We start from the raw sequence: 25,772 nt of genomic DNA, 5'->3' as shown, positions 1-25,772 counted from the left end.
GCGTAGGCGCGGCTCGCCGGAGACAATGGCCTCCGGTAACGCTCGATGATGAGACGGAGGAGCGCGCCATGATGAGGCGAACTACGGTCGTGATGCTGCTGGTGGCGGTGCTGGCGGGAGGCGGCGTACCACAGGTGACTGTGGAGTCGGCGGCAGAGGATGGCTTGGCAAAGTGGCAGGCTTACTCGCGGGGGAGCGATATAGACAGTACCCGTGGGCTGTTGTGTAGGCTGTTGCCTCAGTGTTGCGACAATCAAAGATGATGTTGGAACGTGTGGTTGGGCGTACACTTGCTGCCGTCGGGACGTCCCTAGGGAAAAAGTTGTCCTATGCGGCCATTGCGGCGGTTGTATTGGGCATGGACCTGAGCGCCTGGGGTGATGGAAAATCCGCTGCGTTGCGGACTGTACTGACCACTCTCATGGTCTCCGGTTCCCTGCTGTTGGGGTGGTATCCGAGGTTCGCCGGAGTACTGATCGTTGTTTGCGCCATTGCGGATGAGGTGCTGTCTGCGAACGTCGAGGCTGCGTCGCTCGCGCTATTGCTTGTTGTGGTGGATTGGTTGTCCCGGCGCTGGGATGCGGCCGTAGCGGGCGCCGTGGTAGCGCACACACTGATCGGTGCTGCTTTTGCTGAAGACCTCATGTGGTTCCTGCAGGCGCAGGCCTTGCTGATGTCGATTGCTGTGATTGTCGGTATGGCGCTGCGGCAGTACGAGTATAGGCTCGCCGAACTGGCGGAGAGGGAGACTCGGCTGCGCTTGGAGCTTGAGAATGAGGAACTGCGGGTCCGCTCCGAAATCGCGCTGACTCTACACGACTCGATCGCAACGGACCTGGCCCAGGTCGTGGTGGCGGGGCAGAGTCTTGCCCGGGACCTGCCCGCCGGTTCCGAAGGGGACCGTGCGCATGCCATTGTGGATTCCGGGCAGCAGGCCATGAAGCATCTGCGCGGTCTCATGGATGGGTTGCGTACACCGAATTCCGTGACGGAACGAGAAAACACGGACTTGCGCGCCGCGGTCTCCGAGTGTCGCCGGATGTTGGAATCGAGAGGGGTCATACTCGAGGTTGCCACGGCCGTGCCGTGGGACGTGCCGCTGCGCGATCTTGATCATCCGTCGCAGACCCTGCTGGTGCTGGCGCTGCGTGAGGGCACCGTCAACGCTCTCAAATACGCACCGGCCGGATCTACGGTCGTGGTAGACATCGAGCAGACTGGTGAGCATGTCAATCTCGAGGTTTCCTCCCCCAGGCAGACCGGCGACGGGCAGTCGGCCACAACAGAAGAGATGCGCAGGCAGGGCATGAGTGGCAGCACCGGTCTCAGCGGCTTGGCCATGCGTGCGGCGCGCCTGGGTGGCAAGGTGGTTTACGGTCCCGCAGGGGATCGTTGGCTGCTCGGAGTGAGCGTGCCGGTACGCTCGGGTGTATTCCCGGACGGCGGAGCCGACGTTCCTGCGGGAGTGGCGCCTGTCGGTGACACTGGGGGGAGACTGACGACATGACCGCCTCATCCAATACCGCGCCCTCCTCGGCAAGCGGTCCTCTGCGTGTGCTGTTAGCCGAGGACAACGCCCTTGTCCGCGAAGGATATGCGGCCATGCTCTCCGGTGAACCAGGTATCGAACTTGTGGCGGTCGTTGAGGACGGATTTGCCGCGTTGCGTGAGCTCGACCTGCACCGAGTGGATGTGGCGCTGGTGGACGTGGAGATGCCGAGGATGGACGGCGTTGAGGCGGTTCGGGCGATTGCTTCGCGCCATCCCGGGGTAGTCGTGGTCATGTTGACCGCCTTTGAGAACAAGGCCCGCCTGGCAGAGGCGCTGGGTGCGGGAGCGCGCGGATTCCTCACCAAGGACATGGAGATTGATCAGATCATTGCTGGCATGAGGGACGCCGTGGCGGGCAGGACGGTTCTGGGGCCGGAGCCGTTGGAAGTCGCGGCGCAGAGCCTCCGGCAGCGGGCCGCCGAGCGGGAGGCCAACGCTGAGTTCCTCGACCGCGCCGAAGCGCTCTCTCCCCGCCATGCCGAGGTGCTTAAACTGGTGGCTCGGGGACTGTCCAACCGGCAGGTGGCGACGCGGAGCGGGCACACAGAGTCGACCGTGCGCACGTACCTCTCGGAGATCCTCCAAACCTTGAACTGCTCCTCTCGAACCGAACTCGCGGTCAAGGCCAACCGCCTCGGGCTGGTGGCGGACGATTCGGCATGATGGCATCGGCCGACTCTCAGAATGGGGCGTAAGCATCAACCCTGGCGGTTCTCGCTCCCGCTGGGCGCAGCAAGGTCACTGACATTCGTCGGTGTTCCAGGTGAGGCCTGAGTCATAGCCTTGTATTGCATCGACCGGCGGTTGGTCGATGAGCATGTGACTGCTTTTCAAAGGAGAATAATCATGTCGGTCAAGAGTGCGGGACGCGTTGTTGGATTCCTGTTGGCTGCGTCGCTTTCCATTGGATGTGGGGGAATGGCCGCGGCTGTTCCATCGTCAGACGTCGTGCAGAGCGGGTCGGTTTCTGAAGCCACGGGTTTGTCCGCGGCGGAGACCGAGGAACTCGCCGACGACCTCGAGATACTTTTCACCCGCTACATCCCCATGGGTGCGGATGGGAAGCTGATGGTGAATGAGAACGCCGTTATTGAAGACGGATTCGAGGAGAGTCTTCCAGAACTCCGTATGCTGGCGGACGTCATGAATGAGGTTGACCAGACGAACTCGGCCCGTGGTGGTGGATCGCAGACCGAGGGCGCTGGCGAGTTCGCACTGTGCGTTGCTCTCAACGGATTGGGTATTCCTGCGACAGGTGTTTCCCCTGGCCTCCTTGCTGCTATTAAATCGGGGATCAGGGCCTGGAACTGGGGTCTGACGGCCAGGACGGTTGCGAGGATCATTGGCGCGTCCGCTGTCAAGACGTTGGGAGGACCTTTGGCGATCGGTGTGGCGCTAGGCTGGGCTGCGGTTAACTGCAGGGGCCGGCTGTGACTGATGGAAAGCCTCAGCGTGGTCGACCTGCTGTATCGCGGCTAGTTGGGCGATTTTTGTGGGTACTGCTGGTCGCCAAAGTCATTACAGGGCTAGTAGGTGGGGACAACTTGTTGTCCACTGAGGCATGGCTGAATCCCAACAGCTGGATCGCTCCGTTGGGCTTCGCCGTCATCGGGGTGTACTCCTACCTGTACTGGATGCGTCACCGAGATGATTGACGGCTCTGCTGGTCCCCGACAGCTTCCACGAGGTTGGCCTGGCCTGAGTTCTTGCTCTCCTATGTGCGGGTAGTCGGCCGCACACAGGAGAGCATTGGCTCGTGCTGCAGCAAAATCTTGGGACACGGGCGTGCGGGGAAGATGGACGGTGGACGGCGCACTCTGGTCCCGGCCTGTATGTCGTCGGGCGGGCCACAGCCGCCCGACGACGGACACCCCTCGGCTCCCGCATCCGGGCACCACCGACTTCAACCAGCCCCGGCACCTCTCAGACTGGAAAAGTCGGATTTGTATGGACGAAGTTATGAGGCATCCGCTAAAATGGTAAGTGCGTACTTAGGAGGTTGCAGATGGCTGCTGTGAGTGGACGTGCGCAGCGCCGTCGCCCACCGGTGTGGCGGCTGGTGATCGAGTTCTTCTGGGGGCTGCTACTGGCCAGAGTGATACTAGGACTGATTGACGGTGACAACCTGAGCTCGGCTGAGGCCTGGTTGACACCCCGCGTTTGGGGATATCCACTTTTCTTCGCCGTCGTCGGGGTGTACTCCTACCTGTACTGGATGCGCCACCGGGACGACTGAGACTTCTGTCTGATTGAACATGACTGCGCCGGTGGCCGAGACACCGAGACACTCCGCATGTCCGGCGCGTGTATCAGGGCCAGGTCAGGGAAATCCCGCATGGCTGGACCTGGGGAATCGGCGTACAACCGAATCATGAAGACGCAGATGCCGGGTGGGGCAGGCGCCCAGCACCACCAATACAGCCGACCGGGGGCGGACTCCCACTCGATCATCACATTGAACCGTGTGTCGCGAGACTTCGGCCGGCTGCAGGCACTCGCCCCGCTCGACCTGGAGGTCGGCGCGGGGCGGGTGCTCGGCCTGCTCGGCCCCAACGGCGCCGGCAAGACCACGCTCATGTCGATCATGGCCTGTGAGCTGGCGCCAAGCACGGGGACGGTGACGGTCGGCGGCACTACGGTCACCGACACCTCCGCTGCGCGCCGGGCCCGGCGCCGGCTCGCGCTCATGCCCCAGCGCCCGGCGTCGGTCCCGGGATTCAGCGCCCTCGACACGGTCGAGTACGCGGCCTGGACCAAGGGCCTGCCCACGCGCGGGCGACGGGAGACCTGCATGAACGCGCTCGACCGGGTGGGACTGGCGGCGCAGGCCAAGCGGCCGTTGCGCACTCTGTCCGGCGGCATGGTCCAGCGCGTGCACCTGGCCGCCGCACTCGTCGGCCGCCCGGCCCTGCTGCTACTCGACGAGCCGACCGTGGGCCTGGACCCCGCCCAGCGCATCGCCTTCCGCGCCCTGGTAGAGGAGCTCGAAGACACCGCCACCGTGCTGGCCACCCACCTGGTCGAGGACGTGCGCGCCCTCAGCGACGAGATAATGGTGCTCGACGCCGGGCAGGTCCGCTTCCGCGGCACCACGGCGGAGTTGGAAGCGCAGGCGTCGCCCGACGCTCCCGGAGACAACCAACTCGAGCGCGGCTACATGAGCGTGCTCAGTCAGGAGCAGTCATGAGCGGCGTGCTGCGCATCGAACTGCGGCGCTCTCTGGTGGCCCGTGTGACGCCCCTGGCCGCAGTAGGACTGGTGGCCCTGATGCTCAGCGACCGTCACCAGTGGCAGGGAGTATGGCCCGAGGCATCGGCGGCCATCACCGCCCCGCTGTACTACCTCGGCCCCGCCCTGGCCGGGGCGGCAGCCTGGGAGGCGCGGCGTCGCCGCGGGGAACGCGACTCCCGCAACGGCGGCGAGCCCTGGGCCGGACCTTTGCTGGCCGCCTACCTGCTGGCGGGTGCGGGCGTGATCGCGGTTGGCGCGATATGCGCGGTGGCGGTCAACCTGTCCGCCTCAGCCCCGGCGGGCTTTCTGTGGCCCTCGTACCTCATCATCGCCCTGGCCGTGGTAAGCGAATGCCTGGCCGCCGGCGTCCTGTTGGGCCGACTCGGCGGCCCGGCCTGGTTCGCGCCCGTGGTCGCCGTGCTGGCCTGCTTCCTCCGGCTCATCACCACCCAGGGGACGGCGGTGGGCGCGCCGGAGAGCCGGCTGACCCGAGTGTTCCTTGCCGGCCACGCCTGGGTGGCACTGACACCCGCAGGGGTGACGCTCGCCGTCGTCGAGGCCGCGATTGTGATTGCCGCCGCTCTGGCGCTGCCGGGTCTGCTCGCCGCCCTGCGAGCCCGTCGTGAGCGCACCGCCTTCCCGCAGCCGCGGCGAACCCGAGTGGCAGTCACCGCGGGCTGTGCGGTGTGCGTGCTCGGGGCGGGCCTCGTGCTGACCGGTCCGCCGCTGACGGTGGAGCGCGCCATTCCCGAACATCCCGTGTGCACCGATACGCAGCTGCGGCTGTGCGTGTGGCCCGAGGACGCCGCCCGGCTGCCCGCGCTGACCACGCTTGCCGAGCGCGCCGCCGAGCAGGCGGATGCGCTCGGCCTGGAGCTCCCTGACCACGTCAGTGCCTACGGGCTGGAGCCGGGGGCCTCGAACTTCACCATCGAGTCCGATTCTGTCTGGTTCGCTGCGAACGACCTGGCGGGAATAATCGTCGGCTCGGCGGTGTCGGTCGACTGCCTGCCGACGGACGCGGATCCTGGCGTGGAGGACTTCTATCGGGCGCACGGAGAGCTTGCGGGGTTGGTGGAACTGCGCCTGCAGGGCGCCGACGCCCGCCCCGCCGGCATGGGAGACACCAGAGACATCGACCGTGCGGAGATCGCGCGCGTAGCCAAGTCCGACGAGGCCACACAGGACGCCTGGATGCAAGCGCGCCTCGACACCATGCGTGACAGCGCGGCGGAGCAGTGCCGGTGAAACTCTACGTGCGCTCCCGCAGGCTGCTCGCGGCCTGCGCGCTCATGGCGGTCATCGCGGTCATGAGCGCAGTGATCGGCACCAACATGCTGACGCTCGTATCCCGCGGCGACCCCGTGGCCGTGCCCTACCTGCTGGTGCTCGACGCCTTCATCGCGGTGTTGGCGGTCGGCAGCCTGGCCTCCCCGGTGCCCGCCATGGACCGCGGGGACGTCGGCGTGGTCGCGCGGGCCCGCTGGCTGCACCTGGCGGGCATGGAAGCCCTGGGGCTGTTGCTTGTGGTTGCGGCGTCCCTGCCCCGTTCGGGCATGGGCGCCCTTGAGGCGGGGCGTGCCTACCTGGCCTGGCTCGGCCTGGCACTGCTGGCAGCCGGCGCGCTGCGCGAATCCCTGGCCGCAATCGGGCCGTTGGCGGGATTCTTCGTCATCGCCTGGTTCGGGCACCCGGCGGGAGCGCCCGCGCCGTGGAACTGGGGGCAGGCGCCCGCCACCGTGTTGACGTCCTGGTTGGTCGCCGTCGGGCTGCTGGCAGTCGGCCTGCTAGCCTGCGCCCGACGCTGGCGGGGTGACCTCGGCCTGCCGCGCCCCTGACGCAGGAACACGCCCTTTACCTCTGGTACGAGCTTTTGCGCCCTGATCCGATGGGTATACCCGCACACCAGGGTGCAAAAGCTCGTAGCAGGGTGCAAAAGCTCGCATCAGCCGGTTGGCACCTCCAGCGCCTTATGAGCTGGCCGCCACCGGCGCCACGGTTGTCGTTGCCGCCGACCGGGCAGCCAGGGACATCGCCAACAGAATCCCGGATTGCAGGACGAGGAACGCCAACGGCACCCACTGCGATCCCCGGCCGAACAGAGTGCTGTTCGACACCACCCAGACCGCTACATGGTGAATCAGCAGAGCAACCGGTCCACCGACCGCCCCTGCCGGGAACAGCCCTCGAATCCGGAAGGCCGACGCCGTCACGGCCAGCAGCGCGAGTACGAACACCGCCACCAGCATCACGCCACCGGCACCGATGAACGGCAGACCGTGTTCGGAGCCGTTCAGGTTGACTTCCGTGGACAGCCACGGGCCCACCGCCGCGTCGATTCGCACGGGTGCGTACCAGCAGAGGTTCGCTACATACTGGTAATTGAGCCAGCCTCGGATCAGCTGAATCGCGGAGAAGGCGAGCAGGAACACCGACGCCCCCAGGCCCAACGCGACGGACACGGGGCGGGGCCGGGGCATCCGCCGTCCCGCCACTACTGCGGTAATGCCGGTTGGGATCACGGCGACGAGCAAGGCCACCAACAGGGCGACGCTGTCACCAATCGTTCCCTCCATTACCTGAAATGTCTCATCCGCCCCTGTGAACGCGATCGTGTACGTAAGCGGTCCGCTCACCCACAACCCCGCTACGGCCGCGGTCGCCTGCCGGCGCTTCATGAGCTGTACCAGTCCGACCGTCTCAAGTACGAGCGCGGTGTACAACCAGCCGCTCATGTTGCTGAGGGTCTCGACCAGTTCGACCAGTTCCCGGACCGGCTGCGACGCGTCTCCTCCGATGGAGGCCTCGGGCCTGCTCCGCCTGACGTGGTCAACCACGACCAGAAGGGATATCAGCATTGTCATGACGATGAGCGCGAGCGCAGCCCGCTCCGGGGCAGTGCGTCGGCCAGTCAGGCGGTGCACGACCTTGCCGGATACCTCGGTGGGAGCGGACATGCATCGTATCCTCTCCGGCTGGGCAATCACGGGCAATGGGCACCGCGGCCCATGCCCGCCGATGAAGGCTCGGGACGTGGCGCAGGAACACGTCCTTCACCTGTGGTACGAGCTTTTGCGCCCTGATCCGATGGGTATACCCGCACACCAGGGTGCAAAAGCTCGTAGTAGGAGACAGGGGGTCGGCACAGGCGTTGAACCCTGTGATGTCCAGGAGGCCGGCCTCGCCGTCGTCGGCGGGCTACACGGCGATGAGGCGCAGCCCGGGGTCGACGGCGTGCAGGTCGCCCGGGTCCGAGGTCACTACCGCGTGGCCCTGCTCGCGGGCGTGCAGCACCACATGGACGTCGATGACATCGGGGTGTCCGCCGCGGCCGCATAGCAGGCCCACCGCCCGCGCCGCCACATCGTCCAGTGGGATGACCTGAACCGCGGGGTCGCCGAGCAGGCGGGCGATTCGCGCTTGGCGGGGTCCTCCTCGCCACGCCTGGGCGACGACGCCGACGGGTACCGCCAGCGCGATCCGGGCCTCGACCGCCCGGCGCAGCAGGGCTCGCATTCTGGCATCGCCGCGCTCAAGCGCCAGCAGCGCCCCCGTGTCCAGGGTCAGGCCCGTGACCTCGCCATCCATGTTCACGCCAGTCCCAGGACGCGGTCGGCCCACGCCAGGTCGGCGTCGTCGACCTGGCCCAACTCGCGGTCCAAGTCATCGAGCAGCTCCGTCAGGCGGTCCTCGCGTTCGGCGCGGGCGACCGCCGGCCTGCAATGGAGTGGCACCGTCTTTGCAATAAGGTTACAGGATGGTGCCGCAAGTTCGTGGAAAACCCCGTATCTGCCCATGAATATCCCGAATCCGGCTTGCAAGGCTTGCAGCAAGGCGGGGTGTCGTGTGTAATGGGGGGCGTCATCGCCGTCGCGCTGTGAGCCGTTCCGCGGTTCATGGCTCACGATTGGCAGTTGCTCTCTACCCGGGCCTCGGCCCGGCAACCTCGTGTCCAAGGGAGGACAATCAATGCGACCCATCACCCGTCGCTCCATGCTCGGTGGCTCCGCGGCGGTCGCGCTCGCCGCGACTCTGGCCGCCTGCTCCAACGGGTCCGACTCCGGCTCCGGCGACTCCGGGGCCGGCTCGGTCTACTTCCTGAACTTCAAGCCCGAGGCCGAGGACGCCTTCAAGACCATCGCCTCCACCTACACCGAGAAGACCGGTGTCCAGGTCAAGGTCGTCACCGCCGCCTCCGGCACCTACGAGCAGACCTTGCAGACCGAGGTCGCCAAGTCCAACCCGCCCACGATCTTCAACATCAACGGCCCGGTCGGCCTGGCCACCTGGCAGGACTACGCGCTCGACATTTCGGACGTGGACTTTGTCAAGGACCTCACCGACCCGTCCATGGCCCTGACCGACGATGCCGGCACCGTCTACGGCTCCCCGCTCGCAACCGAGGGCTACGGCCTGATCTACAACGGCGAGATCATGGACGCCTACTTCGCGATGGACGGCGCCAAGGCCTCCTCCATCGACGAGATCAAGGGCTTCGACAAGCTCAAGGAGGTCGTCGAGGACATGCAGTCCAAGAAGGACGACCTGGGCATCGACGGCGTCTTCGCCTCCACCTCCCTCACCCCCGGTGAGGACTGGCGCTGGCAGACCCACCTGGCCAACTACCCCATCTACTACGAGTTCAAGGACAAGCGCGTCACCGACACCCCCGACCTCGAGCTGACCTACTCGGACAACTACCAGCAGATCTTCGACCTGTACCTCAACAACTCCACGATCGCCCCCTCCGAGGCCTCCGCCAAGTCCGTCTCCGACTCGATGGCCGAGTTCGCCCTGGGCAGGGCCGCCATGGTCCAGAACGGTAACTGGGCCTGGTCCCAGATCTCCGAGGTCGACGGCAACGTCGTCAAGGAGGACCAGATCCACTTCATGCCGATCTACATCGGCGTGGACGGCGAGGAGGACTCCGGCATCGCGCTGGGCACCGAGAACTACCTGTCGATCAACTCCCAGGCCTCCGAGGCGGATCAGCAGGCCTCCATCGACTTCTTGAACTGGCTGTTCATGGACGCCGAGGCGGCCAAGCTGCTCACGGACAACTCCGTGGTCTCCATGGCTCCCTACTCGGCCTTCGCCGAGCTCACCCCCGCCGACCCGCTCGGTGCCGAGGTCGTGGAGTACATGAACAACGAGGACCTGTACCCGATCAACTGGGTGTTCCAGACCTTCCCGAGCCAGGACTTCAAGGATCAGGCCGGTCAGCACCTGTCCCAGTACGCCTCCGGCGCCGAGGAGTGGGACGACGTCAAGACCTACTTCGTCGAGGAGTGGCACGCCGAGAAGAGCGCCTGATTCTCCGCACTCCCACAACGGCCGTTGAGTGGCCCTTGTAGAATCACGAATTGACGACGGCGGCGCCCGGTGACACTGCCGGGCGCCGCCTGTCATTCCCACTCAAACGCGCCGTTGCCACCCCGCCTCCGTGAACCCCTCGAGACACACATGACCAAGTCGCTCAAGAAGTATTTCGTCGTCTTCACCGGCCCCACGCTGATCGCCTTCCTCATCGCGTTCATCGTGCCCTTCTTCATGGGCCTGTACCTGTCGCTGACCAAGTTCACCACGCTGACCAACGCCAAGTGGGTCGGCTTCGCCAACTACCAGACCGCGCTGACCGGCAACACCGGATTCGTCAAGGCGCTCGGCTTCACGGCCCTGGTCTCGGCCATATCCATCATCACCGTCAACCTCGGCGCCTTCGCCCTGGCCTACCTGCTCACTCGCAAGCTGCGCGGCACCAACCTGTTCCGCTCGGTGTTCTTCATGCCGAACCTGATCGGCGGCATCGTGCTGGGCTACACCTGGCAGGTCATGCTCAACGCGATCCTGCGCCACTGGGGCCAGACCATCGTCAACGATTGGCACCTGGGCATGCTCGGCCTGATCCTGCTGATCAACTGGCAGCTCATGGGCTACATGATGATCATCTACATCGCCGGCCTGCAGAACGTGCCGCCGGAACTGATCGAGGCGTCCCAGATCGACGGTGCCGGTAAGTGGATGACTCTGCGTCACGTCACCATCCCGATGGTGATGCCCTCCATCACCATCTGCCTGTTCCTCACCCTGGCCAACACCTTCAAGATGTACGACCAGAACCTGGCGCTGACCAACGGCGCTCCGCTCAAGCAGACGCAGATGGCGGCGCTGAACATCGTCGACCTGATGTACAAGCAGGTCGGCAAGCAGGGCATCGCCCAGGCGCAGGCCGTCATCTTCTTCATCATCGTTTCCGTCATCGCCGTGCTGCAGCTGCGTGCGACCCGCGCCAAGGAGGTTGAAGCGTGAGCACCGAGACCCTCGCCCCCATGGGCCCGACGGCCATCAAGCCGATGCAGCCCTCCAAGCCCGCCCGCCGCAAGCAGACGGCCGGTCAGAACCTGCTCACCGCCCTGCTGACGGTGCTGTCGCTGATCTGGATCATTCCGCTGCTGTTCATCCTGATCAACTCCTTCAAGGGCAAGTTCTTCATCTCCGACTCGCCCTTCTCCCTGCCCACCGGCGAGACCTTCGCCGGGCTGACCAACTACATCACCGGTCTGCAGCTGTCCGGCTTCGCCCGGGCCCTGGGCTGGTCGCTGTTCATCACCGTCGGCTCGGTGGCGGTGATCGTGCTGCTGACGGCCATGACCGCGTACTACATCACCCGCGTCAAGACCTGGTGGACCTCCCTGATCTACTACCTGTTCGCCTTCTCCATGATCGCCCCCTTCCAGCTGGTCATGTTCCCCACCGTCAAGATCGCCGACGCGCTGGGCCTGGCGACGCCGTGGGGCATGATCATCCTCTACCTGGGCTTCGGCGGCGGCCTGTCCGTGTTCCTGTTCGCGGGCTTCATCAAGTCCGTGCCGATGGACATCGAGGAGGCCGCCTACATGGACGGCTGCACCCCGCTGCAGAGCTACTTCCGGGTGGTCATGCCGCTGCTCAAGCCAACCTCGGTGACGGTCGCGGTCCTGAACGCCATGTGGGTGTGGAACGACTTCCTCCTGCCGAACCTGGTCATCGGCCAGGACGAGCGCTACAAGACGGTGCCCATCGTCATCCAGATGCTCGTCGGCTCCAACGGCAACCGCGACATGGGCGCCCAGATGGCCATGCTGGTCCTGGCCATCATCCCGATCGTCGTCTTCTACGCCTTCGGCCAGAAGTACATCGTCGAGGGCGTCGCCGCCGGGGCCGTCAAGGGCTGAGCCGGCCCGCGCCATGCCCGGTTTCTTAAGACCCGACTCGGCCTTCTACCGGGCCTGGTCCGCGGCCGCCGACCTCGTCGTCGTCAACCTGCTCACCCTGCTGGCGTGTCTGCCGATCATCACCGCGGGCGCAGCGCTTACCGCCTGCGCCCGCGTGGTGATGGAAATGGTGCGCGACGAGGACACCTACACGGTGCGCACCTGGTGGCACTCCTTCCGCACCAACCTGGTCCAGTCGCTGGCCTGGTGGCTGCCGACGCTCGCCGCGGCGGGACTGGCCGCCTGGATGAACCTGTCGCTGTCCCAGCTGGGCGGTGCCGCCCTGACCGGTCTGGTCGACGCCGGGGCGCTGCTGATCGTCGCCGTCCTGATCTGGCTGGTGCCGCTGGTCGCCTTCTTCGACAACACCGTCGGCGCGCACGTGGCCAATGCGGCGCGCCTGGCCGTCGGGGCACTCGGCCGCACCGCCGTGTGCCTGCTTCTGCTTGCCGCCCCCGTGGTCTTGGCGGTGGCCCTGCCGGGCGCGCGTGCCGCCGCCGGCTGGTTCGTGGTGCTGCTCGGCGTCGCCTTCATCGGTTACCTCATGGCCCTGGTGCAGCGGCCCGTCATCGACCGTCTGCGTGAGGACGCCCGTACATCCACCGGGTAGCGCGGCTCGGCGCCGCGCTACCCGGCACCGGTTACTGCTTCAGCTCGGCGTCGATCACCGCCATTTCATTGGGCACCACCGACAGGTCCAGGCTGGAGAGCAGCTTGCCGGTGGAGATCTGCACCAGGTGCAGCTTCTTGGCGGTGGGGTCGGTGACGTAGGCGAAGTCGCCGGCCGTCTTCACATTGGGCCCGGGCTCCTGCCAGTTCTCGTTCTCCGTCCAAGGCGTGACCACGTCCACCTGCTTGGTCACCGCGGCCGATGCCGGGTCGATGAGGTTGAGCCGGCCGTCGTAGGTCAGTACCACTCCCTCCCCGGCGGCGCCGCGGCCGAAGGAGCGGAACCAGTAGGCCGAGCCCAGCTCCACGGTTGTGGTGGTGGCATCGGTCGTATCGATGACGCCGACCTTCGTGGGGTGCTCCGGCGCGGCGCCGTCCACCGGCTCAACGGTCTTGTAGTCCGTGAGCACGTACGGGGATTCGGGGGAACCGAACTGGTTTCCGCTGCGCTGGTACGCCTCCGGCACCGGCACCTTGTGGAACTGCCCGTCGCGGAACACCACCGAGCCGTTGGTGCAGCCGAAGCTGGCCACGTCCTCGCCCTGTGCAGTGGCCTCGCCATGGACGCCGGGGCAGTCGGTGGACTCGGCGCCGATGCTCCCGTCGGCCTTGCGTTCGTGGACCGTGTGCCGCTCGTCCTCGGTCCCCTCGGTTACCAGGACGCTGCCACTGGCCAGGGGGACGGCGACGCCGTGGTGCGGGTCGTTCGTCTGGAAGCTGGTCAGCTCGTCGGGGCTGAGCTGGCCGTCCTCCAGTGCCTTGGTGTCGAACATGGTGACTGTGCCGGTGCCGTCGTCGAAGACGGCAGTCTTCCCGGCGTGGGTGACGACGTGTCCGGGGGTCTGCGCCGCGATCACGGAGCCGGTGAGGCCGGGGGTGGTGGTGTAGTAGTGGTTGTGGTCGCCGTGGGGCTTGACGATCATTCCCAGGTCCAGGACCTCGAAGCCTTCGGAGGAGGAGACCAGCACATGGCGGCCGTCCCCGGCCGGGTTGAGGCGCAGGAACCCCTCCTTCTTGATGTCCGCCACGACGGTGCTGTCGGAGGTGTCGACGATCTGGATGCCGCCGTCGTAGGCGATGGCGGCGCGCGGATCCACATCGCTGACCTCCACCGGCTTGGCCGACGAGGCCGGGGCCTGTGCTTCCACGGTGCTGTGGGAGCCAGAGCCGCCGGCGGAGGGTGAGCCGCAGGCGGTCAGGGTCATGGTCAACACCGTCGTTGCGGCCAGAGTTAAAGCACCGAGCTTGGGGAGAGTTCTCATGCTGCAAACGGTAATGATTATCATTAGGCGGTGCAAGTCCGTCAGGTGGCCCCACCCGAGCACGGCGTGGGGTCTCCGGTAGTCTGGCCTGCGGCGCGCCCAGGCCGCGCCTGCCCTCCGGGGCACCCACGCACACAGGGAGCAGCAATGCCAGCCGTCGTCGTCGTCGGAACTCAATGGGGAGACGAAGGGAAGGGCAAGGCGACCGACCAGCTCGGTCAGGGCGTCGACTACGTCGTCAAGTTCAACGGCGGCAACAACGCCGGCCACACCGTCGTCATCGACGGCGAAACCTTCGCCTTCCACCTCCTGCCCGCGGGCGTCCTCACCCCCGGGGTGACCCCCGTGATCGGCAACGGCGTGGTGGTGGACCTGGAGGTCCTATTCCAGGAGATCGAGGAGATCACCTCCCGCGGCAAGGACGCCTCCGCACTGAAGATCTCCGCCAACGCCCACCTGATCCCCTCCTACAACCGGGTCATGGACCGCACCACCGAGCGCTTCCTCGGCGCCCGCCAACTGGGCACCACCGGCCGCGGCATCGGCCCCACCTACGCGGACAAGATGAACCGCGTGGGCCTGCGCGTGCAGGACCTGTTCGACGAGTCGATCCTGCGGCAGAAGGTCCACTCCGCCCTCGCCCAGAAGAACAGCCTGCTGCTGAAGGTCTTCAACCGTCCCGCCATCGACCCCGACGCCGTCGCGGACGAGCTGCTGTCCTACGCCGACCGCGTGCGCCCCATGGTGGTGGACACCTCCCTGCTGCTCAATCAGGCCCTCGACGCCGGCAAGACCGTCCTGTTCGAGGCCGGGCAGGCCACCATGCTCGACATCGACCACGGCACCTACCCCTTCGTCACCTCCTCCAACCCGACCGCCGGCGGCGCCTGCACCGGCACCGGGGTGGGCCCCACCCGCATCGACGCCGTCGTCGGCGTGGTCAAGGCCTACACCACCCGCGTCGGCGAGGGCCCCTTCCCCACCGAGCTCACCGACGCCATGGGGGAGCGGCTGCGCGCCGAGGGCGGCGAGTACGGGGTCACCACCGGCCGTCCGCGCCGCTGCGGGTGGCACGACGCCGTCGTCACCCGCTACGCCGCCCGCGTCAACGGACTCACCGACCTGGTCATGACCAAGCTCGACGTGCTCACCGGACACGAGACCATCCCCGTGTGCGTCGCCTATGACGTCGACGGCGAGGTCACCTCCGAGATGCCGCTGACCCAGACCGACTTCCACCACGCCAAGCCGGTTTACGAGGAGCTGCCCGGCTGGAGCGAGGACATCACCGGCGTGCGCCGCTTCGAGGACCTGCCCGCTGCCGCCCGCGACTACGTGCTGCGCATCGAGGAGCTCGCCGGCTGCCGCATCTCCGCGATCGGGGTGGGTGCGGGCCGCGAGGCCACCATCACCCGGCACCGGCTGCTCGGCTGAGCGGTTAACGACGACGGCGGCCGGCCCCGCAGGTGGGGGCCGGCCGCCGCTGTTGCCGCGCGGGCGCGCTGACGTCTGGACGGCTCTGGACGGCGCTAGTTCACTGGTGTCCGTAGGGGCCGGGCTGCTGGCCGTAGGGCGGCTGGCCGGGCTGGTACCGCTGCGTATTGCCGTAGCCGGGCTGGCCGGGCTGGTACTGCTGCGGGTTTCCGTAGGCCTGCTGGCCGGGCTGGCTCGGGTAGCCGGGCTGCTGCGGCTGTACGCCGGAACCCTGCTGGCCGTAAGGCTGCTGCGCGCCGTATCCCGGCTGGTTGTAGGGCGGCTGGCCGGGCTGCTGATAAGGCTGGGCCGGGTATCCGGTGCCGGGGTAGCCGGCGGCCGGGACGGCGTGCTTCTTCTGGTTCTGGTAGACGACGACGCCGACCACGACGCCGGCGATCGCCAGCAGGCCCACGATGCCGAGAACGACCGGCAGCAGCGAATGTCCCTCGTCGGAGTCGGCGTCGGCGGGTGCCGCAACCGCTTCGCTCGTGGGAGTGGGCTCCGCGTCTCCGGTGGCAGGAGACGGCGCGTCGGTGGGCTCCGCGGAGGCGGAGGCGGAGGCCGAGGGGCTCGGCGTGGCCGGATCGGCGGTGTCGAAACCGGTCGCCTGGAGGGAGTCGAGTGCGGCGATATCCTCCCAGTCGGCCTTGCGGCCGGAGATGGTGGCGTTCTCGTCGGCTTCGATGACGTCGCCGGGGAAGGTGAGCGTCAGGGTGGCGGAGTCGTAATCGCTCAAGTCGCTGAAGCCGGACATCTCGACGACGTAGGTGCCGTCTTGGTGCTTGACGGAGAACCCATCGTCGGTGGAGCCGACGATGGGCAGGCCGAGCATGGACAGCACACAGGTGTCGTTCTCGGCGGACAGTGTCACCTCGATGTCGTCGTCGGCGTCTTCGATGTCTTTGAGGCTATCAAGATCGGCCGCATCCTCCGTGCAGTAGAGGTCGGCGCTCACGCCTTCGATGTCGATGGTCATGACCAAGTCGGCGGTCTTGTTCTCATACAGTGTGAAGTCAATATGGGCGCTCGCATCGCCGTAGTCGGCGAAGGCGGCGGGACCCACGAGTGTGGAGCCGAGCAGTAGCGTGGAGCCGGCCACTGCGGCGCCCGCGCGGCGCAGGGTGGTGGGGGAGAGGATGCTCATGCCGGGAGTGTACGGAACCTTCTGGGCTGCGGCCTAGAGTCGGACTGGGATATCGCCGCTTAAGCACCGCCGAAGGAGCAACGGCCGCAGCATAGGGCGACGCCCACGCGTCCGGTGCCGGGCGCGTGGGCGTCGCGAAGAGTTCGCTCAGTGCTGGGTGTTGGGGTCTCCGGGCTGTTGGCCCGGCTGGTACTGCTGCGGGTTGCCGTAGGCCTGCTGGCCGGGCTGCTGTGGCTGGGCGCCATAGCCCTGCTGCTGGCCGTAAGGCTGCTGTGCGGCGCCGTAGCCTGGCTGGCCGGGCTGCTGCGGCTGGGCCGGGTATCCGGCCCCGGGGTAGCTGGCTGCCGGGGCGGGCTTCTTCCGGCTCCGGAAGACGATGAAGGCAACGACGCCGGCAACCACCAGGAGCGCCACTACGACGAGCGCGATCCAAATGGCCGAGCTCTTGCCGGCCGAGTCCTTGCCGACCGCCCGGATGGTACCTGCGTCGGTCAGGTCGTCCCAGGTGACCTTGTTGCCGTCGATCTTGGCGCTGTCATCGGCTTCGGTGACCTTGCCGGGGAAGGTGACGGAGATGGAGATCGAGCTGAGGTAGTCGCCGGCGTCCCCCAAGTCGCCGAAGTCGACGATGTACTCGTCGCCCTCGTGCGTGATCGGGGAGTCGGAGCTATCGAGGGCGTCAAGGGAGGCGCCGGTGACGGTCAGGGTGCAGGAGTCGTCCTGGGCGGCGACGTCGAGTTTGGCCTCGTCGCCGAGTTCCGCGATGTCGTCGTCACTGATGCCGCTGAGTTCCAGCATGTCTTCGGTGCAGTAGAGGCTGGGGTCGATGCCGTCGATTCCCGTCGATATGGACATATCGATGAGCTCTTCCTCGTGGATCACGAGGTCGAGGCTCATGTTTGCTGAGAGTCCGTAGAGGTCGTCGTTGTCGTCGGCGGTCGCGGTGGGGCCGAGGAGGGCGGAGCCGAGCAGTAGCGCTGAGCCTGCCACCACGGCGCCCGTGCGGCGCAGGGAGTTGGGGAAGAGGTTGTTCATGCCCCGGAGTGTACGGAAACACCCCAACTCCGGCAACAAAACGATGACGCTCAACGCCGTTGTGAGCGGAGTCGCCACAGCGCGGCCGCGCCCACCACCGCGCCGGCGACCGCCACCCCGGCCACGATCCACGTTCCGTAGCGGTCCCAGGCCGACACGCCTGCGCCCGCCTGCGCCCGCCCGGACGCGCTCACGCCGTCGTACAGCAGGTCGGCATCCTCCCAGGTGACGGTGGTGCCCTTCACGGTGCCGCCGCCGGCGTCCACGACGGCGCCCGGGAAGGTGATCGACAGGCGGGCGTCCACCACCGTGTTCAGTGACTCCGACGACCCAGACGACCCAGGCGTGGACTCCGCGGTGGTGGCCTGTGTGGCATCGGTCTGCGCGGTTGCATCCGCGTCCGCCTGAGCGGCGTCGGCGGCGAGTGCGCCCCCGACGCCGGCGATGTGCACCACGTACAGGTCACCGTCGCGAACCACCAACTGTTCCGAGGCGGCATCCTCGTCGTCGGCGTCGGGGATGGGCACGCCGGTGACGTGCACCTCGCAGCCGAGTCCCTCGGCGTCGTCGGCGGAACCGAGCGGGGAGGCGGTAACCGTCGCGCCGTCGCCGGAGCCGATCAGCGAGTCGGCGGTAAGGCTCTCGCAGTCGGCGCCGTCGGTGAAAACCGCGCCGGTGGTGTCGCGCATGACCAGGTCGACGGCGTAGGTGCCGGCCGTATCCAAGTGCATGTCCATGTGGGCGGTGCAGCCCGACAGCGCCAGTGCGGCCGCGCCCACCGTGATCGCGAGGCGGTGGGCGAGTGCGCGTTTGCGGCGGTCGGCGAGTGGCTTCGGGGACACGCCCCGACGCTACACGGCGGCGGGTGTGGCGGGAAACACCACCCCGGAGGGCGCCAATTCCGCGTTCGGGGGACCTTCGGACGTGACCTGGGGCGCCAGATGAGGAAGGATAGGACCTGACCCGTTGAGTCACGAGAATCGAAGAAAGAAGGACTCACATGACAGTGTCTGAGCAGGATGTCCGGGCGGCTGCACCGGCCAACGCCCCCGAGGACGTCATTGCCTTCGCCGTCCGTCTCGCCGAGCTCGGCAAGCCGGAGGACGTTTACTTCTGCGACGGCTCCGAGGAGGAGTGGGACCGCCTGACCACCGAGATGGTCGAGTCGGGCATGTTCATCCGCCTCAACCCGGAGAAGCGCCCCAACTCCTTCCTGGCGCGTTCGCTGCCCAGCGACGTCGCCCGCGTTGAGTCCCGCACCTTCATCTGCTCCGAGAAGGAGGAGGACGCCGGGCCGACCAACAACTGGTACGACCCGACCGAGATGAAGAAGATCCTCAACGAGAAGTTCGACGGCACCTACGCCGGCCGCACGATGTACGTGATCCCCTTCTCCATGGGTCCGCTCGGCGGCCCGATCTCCCAGCTGGGCATCGAGATCACCGACTCCCCGTACGTCGTGGCCAACATGCGCATCATGACTCGCATGGGCGCCAAGGCCATGGACCTCATCAACGAGGGTCGCACCTGGGTTCCCTGTGTGCACTCCGTGGGCGCCCCGCTGGCCCCCGGCCAGGAGGACACCACCTGGCCGTGTAACGAGGAGAAGTACATCACCCAGTTCCCGGAGACCAACGAGATCTGGTCCTACGGCTCCGGTTACGGCGGCAACGCCCTGCTGGGCAAGAAGTGCTACGCGCTGCGCATCGCCTCGACCATGGCCCGCCGCGACGGCTGGATGGCCGAGCACATGCTGATCCTGCGCCTGACCGACGAGAAGTCCGGCAAGCAGTACCACGTGACCGCCGCCTTCCCGAGCGCCTGCGGCAAGACCAACCTGGCCATGCTCCAGCCGACCATCCCCGGCTACAAGGTAGAGACCGTCGGCGACGACATCGCCTGGATGCGCCCCGGCGAGGACGGCCGCCTGCGCGCCATCAACCCCGAGGCCGGCTTCTTCGGCGTCGCCCCGGGCACGTCCTACAAGACGAACCCGGTGGCCATGGACACCATGAAGGCCAACACCATCTTCACCAACGTCGCCCTGACCGACGACGGCGACGTGTGGTGGGAGGGCATCGACGCCGAGCTGCCGGACCACCTGATCGACTGGCAGGGCAACGACTACACCCCCGCCGACGCTGAGGCCGGCAAGAAGGCCGCGCACCCGAACTCGCGCTTCACCACGCCCGCTTCGCAGTGCCCGATCATCTGCCCCGACTGGGAGGCCCCCGAGGGCGTTGCCATCGACGCCATCCTGTTCGGCGGTCGCCGCGCCACCAACGTGCCGCTGGTGGCCGAGCAGTACAGCCCCGCGCACGGCGTCTTCATCGGCTCCTCGGTGGCCTCCGAGGTCACCGCGGCCGCCCTTGACGCCAAGGTCGGCTCGCTGCGCCACGACCCCTTCGCGATGCTGCCCTTCTGCGGCTACCACATGGCCGACTACTGGGGCCACTGGCTGGAGATGCAGGAGCAGCTGGGCGAGAACTTCCCGAAGGTCTACCAGGTCAACTGGTTCCGCAAGGACGCCGACGGCAAGTTCCTCTGGCCGGGCTACGGCGACAACTCCCGCGTGCTCGACTGGATCGTGCGCCGCTCCGCCGGTGAGGTCGAGGCCATCGAGGGCGTGACGGGCCTGTACCCGAAGTTCGAGGACTTCAACCTCGAGGGCCTGGACGTGGACGAGTCCATCTGGAACCAGATGTACGACATCGACCCCGACGCCTGGGCTGCCGAGATGGACTCCACCGAGGAGTACTACGAGCAGTTCGGCGACAAGGTCCCGGCTGCCCTCCGCGAGGAGCTGGCCAAGTTCCGCGAGCGCATCGCCGCTGCCAAGGCCAACGCCTGAGCAGCCGACACTCCCCAGGCGACGCCTGGATGTCAGCGGGCGCCTGAGCGCCGCGGGGTCCCCGGTCTTCTGACCGGGGACCCCGCCGCATTCAGCGGGCGAATTGTCCAGAATCGGCACGAACGCCCCTCCCGCCCGCCGACGGCGAACCACGATCGGCGTCATTTCAACGTTCCGCACCCGGCCGGTGTGCGCCCGCAGGGCGATTATGCCGTTTTGGAGCACCATTCGCGCCAGCCAATGTCACCGGCGCCCACAGGCTCGGTTCGTGCAGGGTGAATCCACAGAGCTCGTTCGGTCGGGTGGCGCGGCATCGCCCACCGGCGCACCCTCGGGACATGAAACAGGATGAGGATGACATTCTGGTGCGGGTACGGGCTTGCCATGGCGCCGTTCGGATACGGGACTTGCATCCGGATCGGACGGAGCGTCGTCACATCGAGAGGCTGGTCGAGGCTCGCGAACTGATTGCGCATCCCCATGGGGTGGTGAGTTTGCCTGGCGTGGGCTGGGACTTGGTCCTTGCTCGCATCCATGGCGGGGTGATCACCTGTATGCACGCCGCCAAGCATTATGGGTACCCATGCCCGCGGCTGTGGGTGCCGGTGCATTTGGCGGTTCCTCGCGGCAGGACGATGCCTTCGCTCAAGGGCGAGGTGCTGCACGCTGAGGGCTCCCTTCAGCCGCCTCCTCCGACTCGGTTCCCGGTTGCGCCAGTGCCGCTCATGCTGGCGCGCTACCTGCGCTGCGATCCCAGCCGCGAAGCACCACTAATGGCCTGCGACGCCGCCCTTCACCAGGGACATACCAACATCGAGACCATCGCGGCGCTGCTGCGAGGGCCGGGGTCCCGGCAGGCGCTTCGGCGGCTGGCGCTGGCCAGCCCGCGGGCGCGCTCCCCGCTAGAGACTCTGGCCCGTTTGCAGTTGTACGACGCTGGGATTCCCTTCGAGGACGGTGTGGTTATTCCGCACGTGGGCGAGGTAGACCTGCTGGTTGACGGCCGCCTGGTTATGGAACTGGACGGTTACACCTACCACGAGGACGACTTTCAGTTCGCTAAGGATCGCACCCGCGATCGGGAACTGGTCCGACAGGGGTATCGGGTTGCTCGGTTTACCCGCAAGGACGTCCACCTTGGGAAGGTAGGCGCGGAGGTTCGGAGTCTGCTGGCCGCACGCGACGGTCTACTCGGCCGCCCGCACACGGTTGACGGTCCTATGGCTGTCAAAAATGATGACAAACGGGGAAGCCGACGTCCGCGACGCTCTTGAAAATGGCGAAATCATGCGGGTGCCGAGCCGGTGCCCGCGGCCACGCGAGCCGTTTGTCATCGATTTTGACACCCGGGCCGCTCCGCCTTGTGTCAAGACACCTGGGCGGCTAGCGTGGCCACATGACTGCTGCCAACCGCGCTCTGATCATCGTCGACGTCCAGCCGACCTTCTGCGAGGGCGGCGCCCTGGCGGTGTCCGGCGGTAACGCGGTCGCCGAGCGAGTGGCCGCCTATGCCGCCGCTCACCGCGCCGACTATGCCCTGGTGGTCACCACCCAGGACTGGCACATCGATCCCGGCGAGCACTTCTCCGAGACCCCCGACTTCGTGGACACCTGGCCGCCGCACGGCGTCGCCGGCACCGCCGAGGCCGAACTGCACCCGGCCCTGACGGCGCTGGCCCCGGACGTGAGCGTGAAGAAGGGCCAGTACGCCGCGGCGTACTCCGGCTTCGAGGGTGTGGACGAGACCGGCGCCGGCCTGGACGCGATCCTGCGCGCCCGTGGCATCGAGGCCCTGGACGTGGTTGGCCTGGCCGAGTCTCACTGCGTGAAGGACACGGCGCTCGACGGCGTGCGCGGCGGTTACCGGGTCCGCGTCCTGACCGACCTGACCGCGCCCGTCAGCCCCGAGCAGGGCGAGGCGGCCCGCACCGCCATGGCCGAGGCCGGCGTGGAGCTCGTGCCCTCCGCCCGGGCCGCCGGCTAGGAATCCCCCAGCCGGGCTTGCGGTGCCCGCCAAATGCCGAAGCGCTCGATCTCGGCCCGCAGCGCCGGCCGGGCGGCGACCTCGTCCCAAGGCAGAAATACGTGCCGCATGCGGTCGTCGACGAGCATCAGCACCTGACTGTCGGCGTCGTAGCTGGTCAGCTGCAGGCGGGACATGTCGGCCCAGCGCACGGAGGTGTGCCCGGTCAGGCGCCAGGCGCCGTCGTCGTCGCGACGACGCTCCTGCCACAGGGCGGCCAGCGTGTGCTCGCTGACGCGCAGGCTCTCGGGGTGGGAGATGTCGATGCCGCGGTCGGGGTCGTAGGGGAGCGCGACCTCCATGCGGGCGGGCTCTTCGGGCACGTCCCAGACGATGTAGCCGTGGCGCTCGGCCAGTGCGCGGGTGGAGTCGTTCAGGGGCACGTGCACGCCGGCGCGCAGTTGGTCGTAGGCGCGGCGCACCCCGGCGGAGGTCGGATGCAGTTCGGCGCTGCGGCCGGTCAGGTGCAGATGGCGGTCGAGAGCCGCCACTTCCTCCGCCCCGAACTCCTCCAGCGCGGCATCGACGACGGCGTCCGGGATGGGCAACGGGTTGTGGATCAGCTGCTCGACGATGCGGCGCAGCAGCATGGGGGTTGGCTCGCGCTCCTCCAGGTGGATGCAGCAGTAAGCCGCGTCGCGCAGCTCCACCACGTTCAATCCGAGGTTGTCGTAGACGTTGAAGTCGCGCAGGACGCGGATCGACTGGTGGGCCAGAGCGCGCATGGCTACCAGCGTGTTCGCGCCCGGGTTCCCCGTCGCGCTCAGCAGGATGCGCCGGTCGTCATTACAGGGCAGCAGGGCGGGGCGGCGGTCGAGGTACACGGGCGGACGCGCCGGGGCCGCGCCGTAGGCGGGCTGCGCGGTCCAGCCGACGCCGACCAGGTAGGGATCGTTGGTGTCGAACACGTGCCGGACCTCGCCGCGGCGCGGGTCCAGATGCGCCAGCAGGGAGCGCACGGCCTGCCAGGCGGCCTCGCCGTCGGGCGCGTGCACGCGCAGGTTTCCGAGGGTCTGGGTGTTGGTGCCGACGTAGGTGGCCAGGTCCCGGTCCCAGACGACCCCGGGTCGGCTAATCGGTGTCGCGTCGGTGGCCAGCAGGCCCGGCTCGGCAAACAGGTCGCCCAGATGCTCCCAGGCGCGCAGCACGGCCTCGCGCCGTCCCCAGACGGCGATGGTGAGGCTGACGGCGGTGAAGCTCGCCTCCGCCTCGGGGACGACCACGTCGCCGACGCCGACCTCCACCGGCCGCTGCAACTCGGCGCGCAGCGCCCCGCACAGGCGTGCCAGGGTGTCGAGCGCGGCGGGCGGCTCGTCGACGGCGCCGTAGTCCAGACTCAACCCCAGCAGCGCCTGCCCGGGCTCCAGGCCCGCGGTGCGCACCATCCAGTCGTGCCCGGCGAAGGTCGCCCACTCGTGCTCGGGTTCGACGGCGTCGTTCATCTCGGCTCACCTGCTTGACTGCGTGCTTGGGTGTGGACCGCGGCCGGGCCTGGCGAGGCCGGCCTTCCCGGCCGGCGGACGGGCGCGGTCATTGGATAAGTCCGAAGGTACCGCGCGGCAGGCGCCAGATGCCGCGGCGTTCCAGTTCGGTGCGCAACTGGGGGTGGGTGACGACCTCGTCCCAGTACAGGCTGACGGTGCGCAGCCGGTCGTCGATCAGCTCCAGGTACTGGTCGGAGGGGTCGTAGCAGGCCATCACCAGCCGGGTGGAGTCCACCCAGCGGAAGCCGGCGGAGTGGTCGGGATGCCAGCGTCGAGGCAGCCCCCGATACACCCAGTTGAACTGGTGCGCCTGAATCTGGTGGGCGGTCAGCTTGATGGCATCGGGATGGTCGGCGTTGCGCCGGTGTTGCGGCCCGTCATGGAGGAGGATGACGTCTCCTCCGGGCTCATCGATGTGCTTCCAGAGCAGGTAGCCGGCCTGCTCCGCCAGCGGCTCGGTCTCATCGCGCAGCGGCAGGTGCACCGAGGCGCGGATCTCCGCCAGGGCCCGCCGCACGCCGTCGGCGGTCGGCTGCACGTTGCCGGCCCGACCGCTGGTGCGTAGCCGCAGCGCGTCGTCGACCGTCGCGGAGGGGCCGTATGCGTTCAGCGCCCGCTCGATGAGCGTGTCGGGCACGGGCTGGGGGTGGGTGACGACGGCGTCGTGCACGGCCATCACCTCCCGGCCGCCCAGGCGGCCGTCGTTGGTGTTGAGCGCGAAGCAGCAGTAGAAGGCGTCCCGCAGGGTGATGAACTCGTAGCCGAGGCGGGCCTGCATATCCATCCGGTCCAGCAGGTCGGCGATCAGGGCCTGCATGACGAACCCGGCCACATAGGCGTCCGCGCCCGGGGTGGCGGTGGCGGAGAGCACCACGCCGTCGTCGGGAGGGCACAGCACCAGGGCCGGACGCCGGTCGAGGTAGACGGGCGGGCGGGTCGGCGGTGCCGCGGCGGGCGGGTCGGCCGTCCAACCGACGCCGACCAGGGTGGGATCGTTGGTGATGAACACGTGCCGGACTGCGCCGCGGCGGGGATCCAGGTGGGCGAGCAGCTCGCAGGACAGCAGTCGGCCCGCCTCGCCGTCGGGGCCGTGGATGGGCATGTCCGCCAGGTTCATGGCGGAGACGCCCGCATGGGTGGCCAGATCCCGGTCCCAGGCGTTGACCTGACGGGGGAGCAGCGGCGCATTGGCGGGCAGGTCCGGGCGAGCGAAGAGCTCTCCCAGATGCGTCCAGGCGCCGAGCACGGCGGCGCGGCGGCCGCGGATGCGCAGTCCCAGCATGGACGGCTCCAGCTCGACGGCGACCTCGGGCACCGAGACCTCGCCGACGCCGACCTCGATCGGGCGCTGCAACTCGGCGCGCAGCGCGCCGCACAGGCGAGCGGCGGCATCCAGGCGGGCGGGCGGCTCGTCCACCAGGCCGTAGTCGAAGTAGGCGGCCAGCAGCAGCTGCTCGGGGTCGGGATCGGCGAGTATCAGCCAGTCGTGGCCGGCGGAACTGGTCCAGGAGCCGACGTCGCCGAGGTCCGGTGGTTGGGTGGAGGGCGCGGGGGAAGCGCTCGCAGTGGGGGCGTTCGCGGAGCTGATGCCGTATCCGCCGTCGCTCATGGGGGTCCTTCCTGCGCCGCGGCCGGGAACCGCGCACACTCCAGGCTACACGCGTGAACCCGCGCCGCCATGGGCAGCGGTGCCCACGGGCGAGTCGCCCCCTTCCGCCGAGGTCGGTCGAAGTTACCGGCGAGGTCGGTTGATATGGCGGCGGCTGGGACGCTTGTGAAGCCCGGCAGCTGTC

24 protein-coding genes are annotated in these 25,772 nt (G+C 67.7%); 15 read left to right on the top strand and 9 right to left on the bottom strand.

Translation table 11 applies throughout. The features are described from left to right. Positions 1–322 precede the first annotated feature (322 nt). The 7 genes from C3B71_RS14420 (at position 323) to C3B71_RS14390 (ending at position 6,620) form a co-directional block, all read left to right on the top strand. Positions 323–1,507, top strand: a complete 1,185-nt coding sequence (locus C3B71_RS14420; protein WP_146752341.1) for a sensor histidine kinase — start codon at positions 323–325, stop codon at positions 1,505–1,507. Further along, on the top strand, positions 1,504–2,214 hold the full coding sequence (locus C3B71_RS14415) for a response regulator (RefSeq protein WP_108968979.1): 711 nt from the start codon (positions 1,504–1,506) through the stop codon (positions 2,212–2,214). Before C3B71_RS14420 ends, C3B71_RS14415 begins: the two co-directional genes overlap by 4 nt. A gap of 183 nt (positions 2,215–2,397) precedes the next feature. After that, positions 2,398–2,985, top strand: coding sequence for a hypothetical protein (locus tag C3B71_RS14410; RefSeq protein WP_108968977.1), 588 nt, complete (start codon positions 2,398–2,400; stop codon positions 2,983–2,985). Positions 2,986–3,556: 571 nt separating this feature from the next. Next, complete coding sequence (locus C3B71_RS14405) at positions 3,557–3,787, top strand: hypothetical protein (protein ID WP_108968975.1); 231 nt, start codon at positions 3,557–3,559, stop codon at positions 3,785–3,787. A 135-nt stretch (positions 3,788–3,922) separates the two neighbouring features. Next, positions 3,923–4,738 (top strand): ABC transporter ATP-binding protein, encoded by an 816-nt coding sequence (locus tag C3B71_RS14400; RefSeq protein ID WP_199912526.1) that lies wholly within the window; start codon positions 3,923–3,925, stop codon positions 4,736–4,738. Then, a complete protein-coding gene (locus C3B71_RS14395) occupies positions 4,735–6,030 on the top strand; it encodes a DUF7224 domain-containing protein (protein WP_108968970.1) in 1,296 nt (431 codons plus the stop codon). Before C3B71_RS14400 ends, C3B71_RS14395 begins: the two co-directional genes overlap by 4 nt. Next, positions 6,027–6,620: a hypothetical protein gene (locus C3B71_RS14390; RefSeq protein ID WP_111890615.1), complete on the top strand. Its 594-nt coding sequence runs from the start codon at positions 6,027–6,029 to the stop codon at positions 6,618–6,620. The genes C3B71_RS14395 and C3B71_RS14390 overlap by 4 nt, the downstream gene beginning before the upstream one ends. A 132-nt stretch (positions 6,621–6,752) precedes the next feature. Here the strand turns inward: C3B71_RS14390 and C3B71_RS14385 are convergent, their stop codons facing one another. From C3B71_RS14385 to C3B71_RS14375, 3 genes are all read right to left on the bottom strand, one after another. Further along, positions 6,753–7,769: a hypothetical protein gene (locus tag C3B71_RS14385; RefSeq protein WP_146752342.1), complete on the bottom strand. Its 1,017-nt coding sequence runs from the start codon at positions 7,767–7,769 to the stop codon at positions 6,753–6,755. A gap of 211 nt (positions 7,770–7,980) precedes the next feature. After that, complete coding sequence (locus C3B71_RS14380) at positions 7,981–8,370, bottom strand: type II toxin-antitoxin system VapC family toxin (protein ID WP_108968964.1); 390 nt, start codon at positions 8,368–8,370, stop codon at positions 7,981–7,983. 2 nt (positions 8,371–8,372) lie between these two features. After that, entirely contained in the window at positions 8,373–8,516 is a 144-nt protein-coding gene (locus tag C3B71_RS14375; protein WP_234415947.1) for a hypothetical protein, read from the bottom strand. A 235-nt stretch (positions 8,517–8,751) separates the two neighbouring features. Here C3B71_RS14375 and C3B71_RS14370 point away from each other — a divergent pair, with 235 nt between their 5' ends. The 4 genes from C3B71_RS14370 (at position 8,752) to C3B71_RS14355 (ending at position 12,645) form a co-directional block, all read left to right on the top strand. After that, positions 8,752–10,095 carry an ABC transporter substrate-binding protein gene (locus tag C3B71_RS14370; protein WP_108968962.1) on the top strand — a complete coding sequence of 448 codons (1,344 nt, stop codon included), beginning with the start codon at positions 8,752–8,754 and terminating at the stop codon, positions 10,093–10,095. A gap of 150 nt (positions 10,096–10,245) precedes the next feature. Continuing rightward, positions 10,246–11,091, top strand: a complete 846-nt coding sequence (locus C3B71_RS14365; protein ID WP_073331246.1) for a carbohydrate ABC transporter permease — start codon at positions 10,246–10,248, stop codon at positions 11,089–11,091. A 44-nt stretch (positions 11,092–11,135) separates the two neighbouring features. Then, on the top strand, positions 11,136–11,996 hold the full coding sequence (locus C3B71_RS14360; protein WP_234416300.1) for a carbohydrate ABC transporter permease: 861 nt from the start codon (positions 11,136–11,138) through the stop codon (positions 11,994–11,996). A gap of 13 nt (positions 11,997–12,009) precedes the next feature. Beyond that, on the top strand, positions 12,010–12,645 hold the full coding sequence (locus tag C3B71_RS14355) for a YesL family protein (RefSeq protein WP_108968960.1): 636 nt from the start codon (positions 12,010–12,012) through the stop codon (positions 12,643–12,645). A 31-nt stretch (positions 12,646–12,676) separates the two neighbouring features. Here C3B71_RS14355 and C3B71_RS14350 read toward each other — a convergent pair whose 3' ends face one another. Next, positions 12,677–13,966, bottom strand: a complete 1,290-nt coding sequence (locus tag C3B71_RS14350) for a hypothetical protein (RefSeq protein WP_234415946.1) — start codon at positions 13,964–13,966, stop codon at positions 12,677–12,679. A gap of 147 nt (positions 13,967–14,113) precedes the next feature. Here C3B71_RS14350 and C3B71_RS14345 point away from each other — a divergent pair, with 147 nt between their 5' ends. Next, positions 14,114–15,400, top strand: coding sequence for an adenylosuccinate synthase (locus C3B71_RS14345; RefSeq protein ID WP_073331237.1), 1,287 nt, complete (start codon positions 14,114–14,116; stop codon positions 15,398–15,400). A gap of 100 nt (positions 15,401–15,500) precedes the next feature. Here the strand turns inward: C3B71_RS14345 and C3B71_RS14340 are convergent, their stop codons facing one another. The 3 genes from C3B71_RS14340 to C3B71_RS14330 all read right to left on the bottom strand — a co-directional run bounded on the left by C3B71_RS14340 (position 15,501) and on the right by C3B71_RS14330 (position 18,463). After that, a complete protein-coding gene (locus tag C3B71_RS14340) occupies positions 15,501–16,586 on the bottom strand; it encodes a hypothetical protein (RefSeq protein ID WP_108968957.1) in 1,086 nt (361 codons plus the stop codon). Positions 16,587–16,733: 147 nt separating this feature from the next. Next, a complete protein-coding gene (locus tag C3B71_RS14335) occupies positions 16,734–17,621 on the bottom strand; it encodes an LppM family (lipo)protein (RefSeq protein ID WP_108968955.1) in 888 nt (295 codons plus the stop codon). 50 nt (positions 17,622–17,671) lie between these two features. Beyond that, positions 17,672–18,463, bottom strand: a complete 792-nt coding sequence (locus C3B71_RS14330; protein ID WP_108968952.1) for an LppM family (lipo)protein — start codon at positions 18,461–18,463, stop codon at positions 17,672–17,674. A gap of 158 nt (positions 18,464–18,621) precedes the next feature. Here C3B71_RS14330 and C3B71_RS14325 point away from each other — a divergent pair, with 158 nt between their 5' ends. From C3B71_RS14325 to C3B71_RS14315, 3 genes are all read left to right on the top strand, one after another. Next, positions 18,622–20,472, top strand: coding sequence for a phosphoenolpyruvate carboxykinase (GTP) (locus C3B71_RS14325; RefSeq protein ID WP_108968950.1), 1,851 nt, complete (start codon positions 18,622–18,624; stop codon positions 20,470–20,472). 338 nt (positions 20,473–20,810) lie between these two features. After that, complete coding sequence (locus tag C3B71_RS14320) at positions 20,811–21,746, top strand: endonuclease domain-containing protein (protein WP_234415945.1); 936 nt, start codon at positions 20,811–20,813, stop codon at positions 21,744–21,746. Positions 21,747–21,868: 122 nt separating this feature from the next. Beyond that, the gene (locus tag C3B71_RS14315; protein WP_108968948.1) at positions 21,869–22,456 is read left to right on the top strand and encodes an isochorismatase family protein; all 588 of its coding nucleotides are present in this window, start codon (positions 21,869–21,871) and stop codon (positions 22,454–22,456) included. Here C3B71_RS14315 and C3B71_RS14310 read toward each other — a convergent pair. Next, entirely contained in the window at positions 22,453–23,937 is a 1,485-nt protein-coding gene (locus C3B71_RS14310; RefSeq protein WP_108968946.1) for a hypothetical protein, read from the bottom strand. The genes C3B71_RS14315 and C3B71_RS14310 overlap by 4 nt on opposite strands. Before the next feature lie 88 nt (positions 23,938–24,025). After that, a complete protein-coding gene (locus C3B71_RS14305) occupies positions 24,026–25,588 on the bottom strand; it encodes a hypothetical protein (RefSeq protein ID WP_073331214.1) in 1,563 nt (520 codons plus the stop codon). Between the last annotated feature and the right edge of the window lie 184 nt (positions 25,589–25,772).

Source organism: Actinomyces sp. Z16, from assembly GCF_003111765.1.
GTDB classification, from domain to species: Bacteria; Actinomycetota; Actinomycetes; order Actinomycetales; family Actinomycetaceae; genus Actinomyces; species Actinomyces glycerinitolerans.
Note: the sequence above shows the minus strand (reverse complement) of the source record. Positions and strands in the feature narration are given on the sequence as shown.

Coding starts and splice junctions, on each gene's coding strand:
- C3B71_RS14415 (WP_108968979.1), top strand. CDS start 1,504: ATGACCGCCTCATCCAATACCGCGCCCTCCTCGGCAAGCGGTCCTCTG.
- C3B71_RS14410 (WP_108968977.1), top strand. CDS start 2,398: ATGTCGGTCAAGAGTGCGGGACGCGTTGTTGGATTCCTGTTGGCTGCG.
- C3B71_RS14405 (WP_108968975.1), top strand. CDS start 3,557: ATGGCTGCTGTGAGTGGACGTGCGCAGCGCCGTCGCCCACCGGTGTGG.
- C3B71_RS14400 (WP_199912526.1), top strand. CDS start 3,923: ATGAAGACGCAGATGCCGGGTGGGGCAGGCGCCCAGCACCACCAATAC.
- C3B71_RS14395 (WP_108968970.1), top strand. CDS start 4,735: ATGAGCGGCGTGCTGCGCATCGAACTGCGGCGCTCTCTGGTGGCCCGT.
- C3B71_RS14380 (WP_108968964.1), bottom strand. CDS start 8,370: ATGGATGGCGAGGTCACGGGCCTGACCCTGGACACGGGGGCGCTGCTG.
- C3B71_RS14370 (WP_108968962.1), top strand. CDS start 8,752: ATGCGACCCATCACCCGTCGCTCCATGCTCGGTGGCTCCGCGGCGGTC.
- C3B71_RS14365 (WP_073331246.1), top strand. CDS start 10,246: ATGACCAAGTCGCTCAAGAAGTATTTCGTCGTCTTCACCGGCCCCACG.
- C3B71_RS14360 (WP_234416300.1), top strand. CDS start 11,136: ATGCAGCCCTCCAAGCCCGCCCGCCGCAAGCAGACGGCCGGTCAGAAC.
- C3B71_RS14355 (WP_108968960.1), top strand. CDS start 12,010: ATGCCCGGTTTCTTAAGACCCGACTCGGCCTTCTACCGGGCCTGGTCC.
- C3B71_RS14350 (WP_234415946.1), bottom strand. CDS start 13,966: ATGAGAACTCTCCCCAAGCTCGGTGCTTTAACTCTGGCCGCAACGACG.
- C3B71_RS14345 (WP_073331237.1), top strand. CDS start 14,114: ATGCCAGCCGTCGTCGTCGTCGGAACTCAATGGGGAGACGAAGGGAAG.
- C3B71_RS14340 (WP_108968957.1), bottom strand. CDS start 16,586: ATGAGCATCCTCTCCCCCACCACCCTGCGCCGCGCGGGCGCCGCAGTG.
- C3B71_RS14335 (WP_108968955.1), bottom strand. CDS start 17,621: ATGAACAACCTCTTCCCCAACTCCCTGCGCCGCACGGGCGCCGTGGTG.
- C3B71_RS14325 (WP_108968950.1), top strand. CDS start 18,622: ATGACAGTGTCTGAGCAGGATGTCCGGGCGGCTGCACCGGCCAACGCC.
- C3B71_RS14320 (WP_234415945.1), top strand. CDS start 20,811: ATGAAACAGGATGAGGATGACATTCTGGTGCGGGTACGGGCTTGCCAT.
- C3B71_RS14315 (WP_108968948.1), top strand. CDS start 21,869: ATGACTGCTGCCAACCGCGCTCTGATCATCGTCGACGTCCAGCCGACC.
- C3B71_RS14310 (WP_108968946.1), bottom strand. CDS start 23,937: ATGAACGACGCCGTCGAACCCGAGCACGAGTGGGCGACCTTCGCCGGG.
- C3B71_RS14305 (WP_073331214.1), bottom strand. CDS start 25,588: ATGAGCGACGGCGGATACGGCATCAGCTCCGCGAACGCCCCCACTGCG.